The sequence below is a fragment of the Anaerocolumna aminovalerica genome, assembly GCF_900115365.1.
Classification (GTDB): Bacteria; Bacillota; Clostridia; order Lachnospirales; family Lachnospiraceae; genus Anaerocolumna; species Anaerocolumna aminovalerica.
In genome coordinates, this window is sequence record NZ_FOWD01000020.1 from 42,887 (window position 1) to 57,001 (window position 14,115).

Below are 14,115 nucleotides of genomic sequence, written 5' to 3' on the forward strand. Positions count from 1 at the left end.
GATTCTGTAAAAGGTGGATTAGGAGGAATGTAGAATTTTATGGAGTACTTAGGCTATAGCTTAGGTACTTTTATTATGTTTAAAAATAAAGAAGTTAGATAAATAAGTGATGCAAGAAATAACTTTGATCAATTTACCAACCAAACGAAATAAAAATAGAATAGAAGTAACACTTTACGGAAAAAAGAATTAATTTTACAGTTAATACGCATATATAGACAGAATGGCTTCCATACTATTCTTAAATCAAGAAAAGAAGAACAGGAACGCTTCATTACAAATAGAGAGAGTGACTTAAAGAAGCTAATACAATTAACTAATCTGGAGCTTTTAAAGGATTTTAGAATTGAGTTTATAAAGGAATGATAGCATGAACAAAATTACCCTTTGTTTAATACTAAATTTTTTTGCATTATTAGCATATGCAGCTGAACTATGGAAAGATTATGGTGTAATACTTGACAATACAGAACTTGTTAAAAGTAGATGTAAGTATACTATAAGACTTATAACATCCTCCATAATCTTTATTATTGCTCTAAGTGCTATGTATAGCTTGTTTAATATAAACACGACAGATGTATCTTATTATTTTAAACATGGCGGCAGGTGATTGAACGGATAAATTATATGATGAGACGGGAGCGTGAAAAGGAGTCCACGCTCCCGCACAGCCTAACGATGTTAGATGGCGTAAATTTTAACATTGACAGTATATCTGATAATATCCTTGAGGATAACCGCAGATTGGACAAATTTCAGGTGCACACAATCCGCCTATAATATTACCGCAGCCTAAGCATATCCATAAAGTTTCCGTAGGTTTGCAAAATAATTCTGAATTTTGAATGTCCTCAGCCGTTCTATGAAAAGCTACATCGTGACTTAATTTTATGTTTCCTATACCGTTAAATAATGCTGCAATATCCTGATATCCTTCTTCAAGAGCAATTCGGGAATATTCCCGGTAACTTTTTTCCGCTTTTTCAGCATCAGCGGAAGCTTCTAATAAGTTATTTAAAGTTGATGGATCACCGCCATATAATATTCTTCGAAGTCTTTCTGAGATAAATTCAGCATTTCTTGCGGCAGTATCAAAAATATACCGAATTACCAGCAATTCATCCTGATCAGCTTTTTTTCGGAACAATTGTAATTTAGCATTTGATTGAAGTTCATTCTGCAATGCAATTTGTAAGTTTATGTAGGTTTTACTTTGCTGAAAATCCAATATTACTCCTTTTGAATAAAGCATTCATATTGACTTTGTAAAATATATGGCATATTCGGTTTTTTATGTATTCATTTATTAGTTATTTTTATGATCTGAGAACATAATAATATATAAAGGAGGAGAGGCCAGTAGAAAAACTACTGCCTCTCAATGGAAAAATATATGTAAACAAGTTGGGGAACTTGATAATTGTTATTGTAAGAAGAAACTGTGTTGAATGTTTGTTATTTCTGTGAAGTTAGTGTGAACTTTTAATAAAAAAAGGAAATTATGCAGTTTTATGGAAAAGGAATGAAGTATAAAAAAGAGACTATAAAAAGAAAACCAAGGTTTAACCCTTGGTTTCTTCTTTTGGTTCGTATGCAATTAATACAACGTCTTTATTAGAACTGTTTTTAATGGATTCTTGTAACTCATCTATTTTATCAATTTCATTTGTTGATATATGAGCTATTTTATAATCATCATATAATTTGTTTTCCATGACGGCTCCTTCCTCGTAATTATTTGTCTCCGTTTAATTCATTTATACATGCTTTGATATCATTTATAGAGCTTAAATCATCTACATGTTTTGCTACATAGTCTTTCGTATCAGAATCCAGAGAATCAAAGTAGTCATTTCCATCTTGTGAATAAGCAAAATAATTAATTAAGAATCCAGGGTAAAGAGGAGGCATTGCTGGAGTGGGTGTTCCACTAGGGTCCATAAACTTTCACCTCCGGGTAAAATTATTAAAAATATATTTTAAGAAAGAATGAGAATATCAAAAAATTCATGAAATTTAAAAAAATATACTTACGAAAAACCTTAAAAAAGCTTTCATTAATTTCAATAAAATTATCATGAAAAGATTTCTCTTATAAGAAGTATTATCTGAAATTAAGAAATTATGCAATTGTGTTAAAAAAGCAATGTTGGATGAAAAAACTTTAATAAAAGTAAGGAACTTGGCTCTTTTTTTATGACCTTATTAATATAATATAGAAAGTAATAGAATTATTTTTTATTGAAATTCAAAAGAGTCATAGATTTTAAAAATATTATGAAAAGGAGGAGTTTTTGTGGAGTTCTTAAACCAATATGTGGTGGCATTAATCGTTGGTATTTGTTTGGCTTTAGGGTACATAATCAAGCACAGTTTGGATTTTATCCCCAATAAATACATACCACTTATTATGGGTATTGTGGGAGTATTACTAAATGTTTGGATGAATGATTGGAAATTTAATCTACAGATTCTTTTAGGTGGCCTTGCAAGTGGTCTGGCCAGTACCGGAGCTTTTGAAATGGTCAGAAATATACGGGATAAAGAATGAGTGGTTAAAGCTGCAGAGATTTATTTTTTTATAATTGACTTCTTATCTTTCATAATGGTTTATACAACAGGTGTCATTCTAAGCAAAAAAGGGATTAGCTTTGTTAACCCGATTGGTGCTTAGAGTGACACCTGTTTATTATAATCTGTTCAGTTTTTCACAAGCTTAACTTAATAAGGTATCTAATTCGTCAATTAATTTATTAAATAAAGCCAAGGCATCATTAACCGGTTTTGCAGTGGTCATATCCACTCCTGCATCTTTTAATAGGGAAACCGGATCTTTGGAACAGCCACCGCTTAAAAATTGAAGATAATCTTTTACAGCAGGTTCTCCTTCCGTAAGGATTCTTCTGGATAGAGCGATAGCAGCAGAATAACCTGTTGCATATTGGAATACATAATAATTGTAATAAAAATGGGGGATTCTTTCCCATTCTAAATCAATTTCAGGATCAATTACAATATCGTCTCCATAATACTGTTTATTTAGATCTCTATAAAGGCTGCAAACTCTTTCAGCTGTAAGGCTTTCTCCCTCTTCCACCGTTCTGTTAATCAGCAATTCGAATTCTGCAAACATAGTTTGGCGGTATATGGTAGTTCTGAATTGCTCCAGGAAATAATTAATTAAATAAGCCCGTTGGTATTTATCCTCTGTTTTATTTAACAAATATTCCATCAATAATGCTTCATTACAGGTAGAAGCAACTTCAGCAACGAATGTTTTATATTCAGTGTATATAAATGGCTGTTCCCGATTGGAAAGGTAGGAGTGTATTGCGTGGCCCATTTCATGTGCCAGAGTAAATTCACTATCCAAATTTTCTTTGTGGTTTAATAAAACGTATGGATGTACACGGGCGCCTGCACTATATGCACCGCTTCTCTTACCTACATTTTCATAAACATCTATCCAACGGTTGTTAAAACCTTCTTGTAAAATACGTTGATATTCCTCTCCTAAAGGCTTTACTGCTTCCATTACATTTTTCTTAGCCTCTTCATAGGTTATGGTTACATCTACATCCTTTATTATAGGAGTATAAAGATCATACATATGAAGTTCATCCAGTTTTAATAATTTTTTACGGAGCCTTACGTATTTATGCATATAGGAAAAATTATTATGCACTGCATCAATTAAATTATGGTATACTTCAACAGGTACATTGGTTTCATCTAAAGATGCCTGAAGGGTGGAAGAATATTTTCTTGCTTTTGCATTAAAAATTAACTGTTTAACCTGAGAATTTAAAACGGTAGCCATAGTATTTTTGTAAGTTCCATAGGAATGATAAAAGGACTGGAAGGCAGATTTTCTTAACACACGGTCTTCACTTTCCATTAAAGATATAAAGCTGCCCTGGGTTACCTGATGTGGAACGCCATCCTTATCAATGGCATCCGGGAATTGCAAATCAGCATCACCGAAAATAGAATAAATATTACCCGGTGCTAAGGTCATTTCACCTGCTAAAGCAATGATTCTTTCTTCTTCCGGTGAAAGTATATGTTCTCTTTTTCTCCGTATTTCATCCAGATGTTTCTTATAAAGGGATAATTCCGGCTTTGCTGCATAAAAGGATTCTAACACTTCATCTGATATCTGCAGTAATTCCGGTGTTTCAAAAGATGATACACTTTGAATTTCAACTACTAAGGAATAAAACTTGCCGTACATATCCTGATAAACAGATACTTTTGTATCTTCATCGTGTTTACGGGCTGCATAATGTCCTAAATAACTCATTAATATATTTACTTCATCACTTAATTTCAGATATTCATATAGTATCTCTGCTGATTCTCCGAGCTTTCCTTTATAGGAAGCAATTTTTTCAAGGTAAGTCTTTACGTTCTCAAACTCGGATTTCCATGCTTCATCAGATGGGTATAAGTCCTCAATTGCCCAGGTATATTGTGGGTCTAACTCACTTCTTACCGGTATTTGTGTTTTTGATGCCATAATAGTAACCTCCGATTTTATGTAGTAAATCCCTGGTTAAGACCAGAAATTAATGCTGATATGTTAACCAAAGATTCCATACTAATAATAAAATTATGAAAATAGTATTTACTACCTCTAATATTAGTAAATACATTTTTTACATTATACATCAAAATGAAAGAAAGGGCTACCACAATTTACAATTATAAGAAATATAATACAGTGGATTGAAAGTACCAATTTTACAAATATAATACAGTAGATTAAGGGGATTTGACCCTTAAATTGTACAGTGGGCTAGGAACAAGAAATGAATCAGGAAACCTTGTGATGAAAAATAATTTAAAAATTTATACAATTTTTCTTTCAATTTTAAATATTTATGCTATTATATTTAGAAGATTAAACCAATGAATAAATCCTGTATAGGATATTAGGATATGAGGAGATTTCATGAAAATAAAAGATTATTTACTACAACATAAATTAGTCATGGACGGTGCAATGGGGACTTATTATTCCAGATTAGTGAATAATAATAATGAGATATCAGAATATGCCAATTTGAATGCTCCGGACACCATTATAAATATTCATAAAAGCTATATAGAAGCAGGTGCCAAACTGATTCGAACCAATTCTTTTGCGGCTAACCGGGAGGCTCTTTCCATTACCAGCGGGGAACAAGAGAAGCTAATAAAAGCTTCCTATGATATTGCCAAAAAGGCGGTGGAAGAAAGCGGAAAAGAAGTTTATATTGCCTGTGATATAGGACCCATATCGGAAAGTTCAAAAACAGAAGAAGAATTATTGGAAGAATACAAGTTTATATGTGATGTGTTTTTAAAAGAGAAACCGGAAGTTATTTTATTTGAAACATTTTCAAGTTTTAAGTATATACGGGAACTAGTTCCGTATATTAAAGAAAAATTGCCGGATACTTTTATTATTACAAATTTTTGTTTGGATAAGAATGGTTATACCGCCGCAGGCATTAGTATAACCTCCCTTCTTGAAGAGTTAGCAAAAACAAACGAAATAGATGCAGGAGGGTTTAACTGCGGAATTGGTTCCGGTCATATGTATCACATATTGAAGAAGGTTCCTTTACCGGATAATAAATACATTGTGATTACACCCAATGCAGGCTATCCGGAACAGTTTCAGAATCGAATGGTATTCATGGATAATGAAGGCTACTTTACGGAAAATATGAAACGGATTGCTGGTCTTGGGGTAGATATAATGGGCGGTTGTTGCGGAACAACCCCTAACTATATTAAAAATATTAATCAGCATATTAATATGCAGGATCTGAATCGGGGAAACCGGATAACTTATTCACAACAGGTTACTCTTTCCTTAAAACATGAAAATTCTTCAGAAGAGAATAAGGAAAATAGGAGTGCAGATGGGGTAATTCATAAGAATAACCTTTATGAATTATTTCAGCCCGGCAAAAAAGTTGTAGCTGTGGAGTTAGATCCTCCATTTGATGCAAAGGATGAAAAGATTCTTGAGTGTGCCAATAAATTAAAAAACAGTACGGTAGATGTAATTACATTGGCAGATTCCCCTATGGGCAGAAGCCGTGTTGACTCCATTTTAATGAGTGTTAAGATAGCCAGGGAAACGGGAATGGAAGTGATGCCCCATTTATGCTGCCGGGATAAGAATATGATAGCTATGCGATCCGGCATTCTGGGTGCGTATGTTAATGGTATCCGCAATATTTTAGTAGTAACAGGTGATCCAATTCCCAGTGAGAACAGACAATCTGCTACTGGAGTATTTGATTATAACTCTATACAGCTTATGGACTTTGTAAAAGAGATGAACCGGGAACATTTCAGTGAAGAGCCCATTTATTACGGAGGTGCTCTTAATTATGGACGGGGAGATATTAATAAAATTGTAGAACGGATGCAGAGAAAAATAGATGCCGGTGTAAAATATTTTCTGACCCAGCCTATCTTTAGCAAGGAGGATGTTGACCGGATTCAAAGTATAAAGGAAAAGATAGATACAAAAATACTTTGCGGCATTATGCCTCTTGTCAGTTATCGTAATGCTAACTTTATTAAGAATGAAATTACAGGCATTCACGTGCCTGATGAAATAGTTAAACGTTATCATCCGGATATGTCAAAAGAAGAAGCGGAATGGACAGGGGCGGAGATTGCCAATGAGATTATTGAAAAGCTTAGTCCATTTGCAGACGGATATTACTTTATGCTGCCGTTTAACCGTGTTAGTTTAATGGATAAAATTCGAATTATATAAATTGGAGTTAGTTACAAATAGTGGGTGATACCGTTGGCTGTATCATTAAGAAAGGAATGATAAGATGACAAGGAAAGAATTTTTAGACTTAATAAATAGCAAGATAGTTCTTTTAGACGGAGCTACGGGAAGCAACCTTCAAAAGAGGGGGATGCCCACCGGAGTCTGTCCTGAAAAGTGGATATTGGAAAATAGCCGTATACTCATTGATTTACAAAAGGAGTATATTGCGTCCGGCTCAGATATTCTCTATGCTCCTACTTTTTCCGGTAACCGTATTAAGTTAGGAGAATACGGTCTGGCAGATGAGATTGAAGATATAAATCGGGGATTGGTGAGGATATCAAAGAAAGCAATTGAAGAGTCAAATGCAGAAAAAAACGGACGTAAAGTGTTTGTTGCCGGAGACTTAACTATGACCGGAGAACAGTTATACCCAGTGGGCTCCTTACAATTTGAAGAACTGGTAGATATTTATAAGGAACAAGTTGCCTATATGTTGATGGAAGGGGTAGACTTATTTGTAATTGAAACAATGATGAGTCTGTCTGAATGCAGAGCAGCTCTTCTTGCAGTAAAGGAAACCTGTGACTTACCAGTAATGATAACATTGACCTTTGAAGAAAATTTAAGAACCCTTAACGGCACAGATCCTGCAACTGCTATTATGGTTCTTCAGAATATGGGGGCGGATGCAGTTGGTGTAAATTGCTCTACCGGTCCTGAGAAAATGTGTGAGGTAGTAAAGCTTATGAAGGAATATGCTACCGTTCCTATAGCGGCAAAGCCCAATGCAGGACTTCCGGTTTTAATAGAATCGGAAACCGTATTTGACTGTGGACCGGAAGAATTTTCTCTGGAGGCCAAAAAGTTAGTAGAGGCCGGTGCAAGTATGGTTGGGGGATGCTGCGGAACCACACCGGAACATATTCATCTTCTAAGCAGGGAAATAAGTAGTTTAAAGCCTCGTTCTATAAGTAAGAACAAGAAAAGAGCCCTTACAACTGAAAGAAATACTTTAAATATTGATTTAAATGGAAAGTTCCTGATTGTAGGGGAGCGTATTAACCCTACCGGTAAGAAAAAACTTCAGGAAGAGCTAAAGGCAGGAAATCTTGATACGGTAATAACCATGGCCAATGAACAAATCGAAAATGGTGCAGATATATTGGATATTAATATGGGCATGAATGGTATTGATGAGAAAGATAGTATGGTAAATGCAGTGCAAGAGGTTGCTGCCATATCCAATGTACCTTTATGCATTGATTCCAGTTACGTTAGTGTTATTGAAGCTGCTCTTCGTATTTATCCCGGCCGGGCTTTAATAAATTCTATTTCGCTGGAGAAAAATAAATGTGAGCAATTGCTTTCTATAGCTAAAAAATATGGTGCTATGTTTATTTTACTTCCTGTTTCAGAAAAAGGTCTGCCTAAGAACATAGAAGAGAAGAAAGAAATTATTCAAACAATTATACATGAAGCTGAGAAAATCGGATTAACAAAAGAAGATATTATAGTGGATGGCCTTGTTAACACAATTGGGGCTAATAAAAATGCCGCCAAAGAAACTGTGGAAACCATTCAGTATTGTAAAGAAGAATTAGGAGTGGCAACGATAATCGGCTTATCCAATATTTCTTTTGGACTTCCGGAAAGACAATTTATTAACAGTACTTTCTTAGCTTTTGCAGTACAAGCGGGACTTACTATGGCTATAGCTAATCCTGCTCAGGATTTATTAATGAATACAGTTTATGCAGCAGATTTATTAAGGGGAAAAGAAGAAGGGGATATTCGTTATATCCATCGTGTTACATCCAGACTAATGGTGATTACCGGCAGTAAACCGGTCAATAGGGATGAAAAAGGAAAGAGTCCATCTTCTCCTTCTGATAATAGAAATCTTATTGGAGAAAACTCAGAGAACTCCTTAGATTCAAATCCTGTTTATGAAGCAGTTATAAAAGGAAACAAAAGAAATATAGTGTATTTGGTAAAGAAAACATTGGAAGAAGGGAAAGCACCCTCCTATATTCTTGATCATCTGCTGATTCCTGCCATTAATCAGGTGGGAATATTATTTGACAAGCAAATTTATTTTCTGCCTCAATTAATATCTTCTGCTGAAACTATGAAGCTGGCTATTGAGCTGCTGGAACCGTTATTAAAAAAAGATGAGAAAGAAAAACACCTTGGTACCATTGTCCTTGCCACCGTATCGGGAGATATTCATGATATAGGCAAGAATCTGGTAGTTCTAATGCTGAAAAATTACGGCTTTCGTGTGATCGATCTTGGGAAAGATGTACCTTCCAAGAAGATAATTGAAGTGGCTGAGAAAGAAAAAGCGGATATTATCGGGCTATCTGCATTAATGACCACTACCATGTTAGAGATGAAAGAAGTAATTCGCCTGAATAAAGAAACCGGTCTTAATGCAAAGGTTATAATCGGGGGTGCTGTTATTACACAAAGTTATGCAGATGAAATCGGAGCGGACGGATATGGTAAGGATGCAGGAGAAACCGTTATGCTGGCTAAGAAAATAATGGGACTATAAACATCCGGTATCAGTTTCGGTCATTCACTAAATAAAACGGAATGAAGGAAGGATTTATATGCTTAAATTATTTAAATACTTAAAAAAGTCAATACCATTTATCATCTTGATATTTGGGTTATTGGTATTACAGGCTTTTTGTGATTTATCTTTACCTACCTATACATCTGATATTGTAGATATCGGAATCCAGCAAGGTGGTGTACAGGAAGTTGTTCCTGTTGCAATTAGAGAAAGTCAAATGGCTAATATAATAAAGCTGTTGGAAGCAGAGGAACAAGAAACTGTTCTAAATGCTTATACCCTTTTGTCTAAAGACAACTTAACAAAAGAAGAGTTTAAAGATTATCAAAAAAAATATCCGATTCTGGATAAGGAAAACATATATATACTGAAAGATAACAGTAAAAATAATCAGGAAGAGTATGAAAAATTGGAAGCAATTATGAAGGATGCCTTGATACTGGCAAGCATGCTTAACAGTGATTCCGAAGAAACGAAAGAGATGAGATCACAGCTGTTATCACAATTACCAAAAGAAATGGCTGATAAAAATTTACTTGATATTATTACTATTTTACCAAAAGAACAATCTAACAAAATAATAGGGTCTATAGAGGAAAAAATAGCCGCCATACCTGACGCTATGATTGGACAGGGGGTTATTGCAGCTGTAAAAAATGAGTATCAAGCCATTGGCATGAATGTTAATAGCATTCAAAGAAATTATATTATGCTAACCGGCGCTAAAATGCTGGGATTAGCTTTGGTTGCAACCGTAGCATCGGTATCAGTTGGATTCTTATCGGCAAGAATAGGTGCAGGTCTGGGAAAAGATTTAAGAGAAAGGGTTTTTACAACGGTTATACAATTCTCTAATCTAGAATTTGACCAGTTCTCTACCGCATCTTTGATTACCAGAAGTACTAACGACATTCAACAGGTTCAGATGATTATGGTAATGCTTCTTAGAATGGTGTTCTATGCACCGATTCTTGCTATTGGAGGCGTAATAAAAGTACTGAATACTAATACTTCCATGACTTGGATCATCGCTTTAGGTGTATGCTTGCTGCTTGGTCTGGTGGGAACTTTATTTGTACTGGCCATGCCTAAGTTTAAATTTATGCAAAAATTAGTGGACAAATTGAATCTGGTTACCAGAGAAATTCTAACAGGACTTCCTGTAATTCGTGCATTTAGTAAAGAGAAAACAGAAGAAAAAAGATTTGATAAAGCCAATAGGGATCTAATGAGAACAAATCTGTTTGTTAACCGGGTAATGGCTTTTATGATGCCGGTTATGACAATAATTATGAATGGCATTACTATACTTATTCTCTGGAAAGGTGCTGAGAGTATAGATTTAGGTACTATGCAGGTAGGCGATATTATGGCATTTATATCTTACACCATGCAGATAATTATGTCCTTTTTAATGTTATCCATGTTATCCATTATATTACCAAGAGCCTCTGTATCAGCTTCAAGAATTATGGAGGTATTAAATAAAAAGGCATCTATACAGGATCCGGAAACTCCCGCTGCTTTTGATACCATGAAAAAGGGTTATGTGGAATTCGAAAATGTTTCTTTTCGGTATCCGAAAGCAGAGGATGATGTGCTATCCAATATATCATTTACTGCAAAGCCGGGAGAAACTACAGCTATTATAGGAAGTACCGGCAGTGGTAAGTCTACTTTGATAAACCTTATTCCAAGATTCTTTGATGTAACAGAAGGCAGTGTAAAGGTAGATGGTGTTGATGTTAGAAAGATAACCCAGCATGATTTAAGAGATAAGCTTGGTTATGTACCTCAAAAAGGTGTTCTATTCTCCGGTACCATTGATTCTAATATTCGATATGGTAATGAAAAAGCAACACAGGAAGAAATAGAAGGTGCGGCAAGGATTGCACAGGCCTATGATTTTATTGAAGAAAAGCCAGATAGATATGATTCTCCTATTGCTCAGGGAGGGGGTAATGTTTCCGGCGGTCAAAAACAGAGATTATCCATTGCAAGAGCCATTGCTAAAAATCCGGAAATTTACATCTTTGATGATAGTTTCTCGGCTTTGGATTATAAAACCGATGTTGCACTTAGAAAAGCTTTAAAAACAGAAATCGCTGAAAGTACGGTAATTATTGTTGCCCAAAGAATCAGTACCATCCTTCATGCAGATCAGATATTAGTATTGGATGAAGGTAAAATAGTGGGAAAAGGTACTCATAAAGAACTTCTTAATAGCTGTGAGGTATATAGGCAAATTGCATTATCACAACTTTCACAGGAGGAATTAGAGTAAATTATTAAAAATCATAATTCATACCCTGTAGATGGCAGTGCACATCTGTAAGCAAAAGGGGCATGGCATGAGAGCTAGGTTGAAAAAGTAATATCTTTTTCCACTGAAAACTTGCGTTGAAATAGGAATTTGATATCAATTAAAAGGTGCTGAGCACTAGAATGGAGGTTCACATGAATAAAGAAAATACTCCTCAGGATAAAAATATAAATACAGATAACCCTAAAATGCGAAAGCCCGGGGGACATGGACCAATGGGGGGATATACAGGAGAAAAAGCAAAAGACTTTAAAGGGTCAATAGGAAAGTTAGCGGTGTATCTTTCTAAATACAAAATAAAAATTATTATTATGATTATCTTTGCAATCGGCAGTACCGTTTTTTCTATCGTAGGACCTAAAATACTTGGTAATGTAACTACCTCTATATTTAAAGGTTTAATGGCGAAGATATCCGGTACAGGAGGAATTGACTTTGAAAAAATAGGAAGAACATTACTATTTTTACTTGGGTTATATATAACCAGTTCAATATTCTCCTTAATACAGGCATTTATCATGAATAAGATTTCTCAAAATGTAACTTATCAATTAAGAAAAGAATTATCAGAAAAAATAAATCGCCTGCCGATGAAATATTTTGATTCAAAAACCCACGGTGAAGTATTATCTGTGGTTACTAATGATATAGATACGCTAAGTAATAGCTTAAATCAAAGTATGATGCAGATTATTACTTCTGTTACGTCAATTATTGGTATATTGATTATGATGTTATCCATCAGTTTATCTATGACTTTGGTAGCCCTATTGGTACTCCCGCTTTCCGGTGTGTTAATCAGTTTTATGGTTAAAAAATCACAGATCTACTTTAAATCTCAGCAGGAATATTTAGGCCATGTAAATGGCCAGGTGGAAGAAGTGTATGGGGGGCATCAGGTAGTTAGGGTATTCAACGGAGAAGAGAAAGTAATTGCAGAATTTAAGGAAGTAAATAATTCCCTTTATGATTCTGCCTGGAAATCTCAGTTTTATTCCGGTTTAATGTTCCCGATCATGTCCTTTGTTGGAAACATCGGGTATGTGGCAGTGGCAGTTTTAGGCGGTTATCTGGTTATTCAGAACCGTATTGAAGTAGGAAGTATTCAATCTTTTATACAGTATGTGAGAAACTTTAACCAGCCAATCGGACAGATGGCTCAGATATCCAATCAAATACAACAGGCAGCTGCGGCTTCCGAAAGAGTATTTGAATTCCTAAGTGAAGAAGAGGAAATACAAGATGTGGATAATCCTGTTTCCACAAATGGAATACAAAGTACAGTAGAATTTAAACATGTAAAGTTTGGATATACACCGGAGAAAATAATAATAAAAGATTTCTCATCTAAAGTAGAACCGGGTCAAAAAATTGCCATTGTTGGCCCCACAGGAGCAGGAAAAACAACCATTGTAAAACTATTAATGCGTTTTTATGATGTAAATGAAGGTGAAATCCTGGTTGATGGCCATAATATTAAGGATTTTGACCGAAGTGAATTACGTAAAATGTTCGGTATGGTTTTACAGGATACATGGCTTTTCCATGGCACTATTATGGAAAACATCCGCTATGGAAAAGAAGATGCCACAGACGAAGAGGTTATTGAAGCAGCAAAGGCTGCCCATGCCCATCATTTTATCTCTACATTGCCCGATGGCTATCAGATGGAATTAAATGAAGAAGCTAATAATGTTTCACAGGGCCAGAAGCAGCTGCTTACCATTGCAAGAGCTATTCTTGCAGACCCTAAGATTCTTATTCTGGATGAAGCTACCAGCTCTGTTGATACCAGAACAGAAGTCAGAATTCAAAAGGCAATGGATAACCTGATGAAGGGCAGAACCAGTTTTATTATTGCTCATAGGCTTTCTACAATACGAAATGCAGACTTAATCCTTGTTATGAAAGATGGAGATATTGTAGAGCAGGGTAACCATGAGGAATTAATCGTAAAGGGTGGATTTTATGCGAACCTTTATAATTCTCAGTTTGAACAGACAGCTTAAAATTTTGTATGACGTAAGGTAGTGAGAATTTGGAGAGTGTCTGGTGGGCTTTTTAAATTCATTGTGGGGTATTTATAACAAGTGGGTATCCTATATATGAAGTGGATTTTTCAGTAGCTACGTACAGTTTCAATAAAATGTCTCCGCTAACGAAAAATCCAATTTCATATATATGGAAACTATGGAAGTCTTTACTTTATTTCTTGTGCTTTTTGCATATGGAACATTTCTAATTGCAATTCTATCCTATATTGACCATAGAAAAAAGTAGCTATCCTCGCCCTAACCAAGGTGAGATAGCTACTTATATGGGATAATCGATTTATATTCGATTACTTGTTACTCTGATCATAACATAAGATTTGGGTAATATAAAGTAATATTTTCCTATATCTTACCTTTGACATAA

General features: G+C 34.9%; 9 protein-coding genes. 5 read left to right on the forward strand and 4 right to left on the reverse strand.

What is annotated here, in order from left to right:
* Window positions 1-700 precede the first annotated feature (700 nt).
* The 3 genes from BM183_RS12115 to BM183_RS12120 all read right to left on the reverse strand — a co-directional run bounded on the left by BM183_RS12115 (window position 701) and on the right by BM183_RS12120 (window position 1,944).
* On the reverse strand, window positions 701-1,231 hold the full coding sequence (locus BM183_RS12115; protein WP_091687139.1) for a rubrerythrin family protein: 531 nt from the start codon (window positions 1,229-1,231) through the stop codon (window positions 701-703).
* A 334-nt stretch (window positions 1,232-1,565) separates the two neighbouring features.
* Window positions 1,566-1,718, reverse strand: coding sequence for a hypothetical protein (locus BM183_RS20735; protein WP_170847989.1), 153 nt, complete (start codon window positions 1,716-1,718; stop codon window positions 1,566-1,568).
* A gap of 19 nt (window positions 1,719-1,737) precedes the next feature.
* Window positions 1,738-1,944: a hypothetical protein gene (locus BM183_RS12120; RefSeq protein ID WP_091687140.1), complete on the reverse strand. Its 207-nt coding sequence runs from the start codon at window positions 1,942-1,944 to the stop codon at window positions 1,738-1,740.
* A 355-nt stretch (window positions 1,945-2,299) separates the two neighbouring features.
* On the opposite strand from BM183_RS12120, the gene BM183_RS12125 reads away from it, so the two are divergent.
* Window positions 2,300-2,554: a phage holin family protein gene (locus BM183_RS12125; protein ID WP_091687141.1), complete on the forward strand. Its 255-nt coding sequence runs from the start codon at window positions 2,300-2,302 to the stop codon at window positions 2,552-2,554.
* Window positions 2,555-2,719: 165 nt separating this feature from the next.
* Here BM183_RS12125 and pepF read toward each other — a convergent pair whose 3' ends face one another.
* Window positions 2,720-4,522, reverse strand: coding sequence for an oligoendopeptidase F (gene pepF / locus BM183_RS12130; RefSeq protein WP_091687142.1), 1,803 nt, complete (start codon window positions 4,520-4,522; stop codon window positions 2,720-2,722).
* 435 nt (window positions 4,523-4,957) lie between these two features.
* On the opposite strand from pepF, the gene BM183_RS12135 reads away from it, so the two are divergent.
* The 4 genes from BM183_RS12135 to BM183_RS12150 all read left to right on the forward strand — a co-directional run bounded on the left by BM183_RS12135 (window position 4,958) and on the right by BM183_RS12150 (window position 13,706).
* Window positions 4,958-6,787: a bifunctional homocysteine S-methyltransferase/methylenetetrahydrofolate reductase gene (locus BM183_RS12135; RefSeq protein ID WP_091687143.1), complete on the forward strand. Its 1,830-nt coding sequence runs from the start codon at window positions 4,958-4,960 to the stop codon at window positions 6,785-6,787.
* 64 nt (window positions 6,788-6,851) lie between these two features.
* Window positions 6,852-9,350 carry a homocysteine S-methyltransferase family protein gene (locus BM183_RS12140; RefSeq protein WP_091687144.1) on the forward strand — a complete coding sequence of 833 codons (2,499 nt, stop codon included), beginning with the start codon at window positions 6,852-6,854 and terminating at the stop codon, window positions 9,348-9,350.
* 58 nt (window positions 9,351-9,408) lie between these two features.
* Window positions 9,409-11,658, forward strand: a complete 2,250-nt coding sequence (locus tag BM183_RS12145; protein ID WP_091687145.1) for an ABC transporter ATP-binding protein — start codon at window positions 9,409-9,411, stop codon at window positions 11,656-11,658.
* 227 nt (window positions 11,659-11,885) lie between these two features.
* On the forward strand, window positions 11,886-13,706 hold the full coding sequence (locus tag BM183_RS12150) for an ABC transporter ATP-binding protein (protein ID WP_091687169.1): 1,821 nt from the start codon (window positions 11,886-11,888) through the stop codon (window positions 13,704-13,706).
* The last annotated feature ends 409 nt before the right edge of the window (window positions 13,707-14,115 follow it).

Coding starts and splice junctions, on each gene's coding strand:
- BM183_RS20735 (WP_170847989.1), bottom strand. CDS start 1,718: ATGGAAAACAAATTATATGATGATTATAAAATAGCTCATATATCAACA.
- BM183_RS12120 (WP_091687140.1), bottom strand. CDS start 1,944: ATGGACCCTAGTGGAACACCCACTCCAGCAATGCCTCCTCTTTACCCT.
- pepF (WP_091687142.1), bottom strand. CDS start 4,522: ATGGCATCAAAAACACAAATACCGGTAAGAAGTGAGTTAGACCCACAA.
- BM183_RS12135 (WP_091687143.1), top strand. CDS start 4,958: ATGAAAATAAAAGATTATTTACTACAACATAAATTAGTCATGGACGGT.
- BM183_RS12140 (WP_091687144.1), top strand. CDS start 6,852: ATGACAAGGAAAGAATTTTTAGACTTAATAAATAGCAAGATAGTTCTT.
- BM183_RS12145 (WP_091687145.1), top strand. CDS start 9,409: ATGCTTAAATTATTTAAATACTTAAAAAAGTCAATACCATTTATCATC.
- BM183_RS12150 (WP_091687169.1), top strand. CDS start 11,886: ATGCGAAAGCCCGGGGGACATGGACCAATGGGGGGATATACAGGAGAA.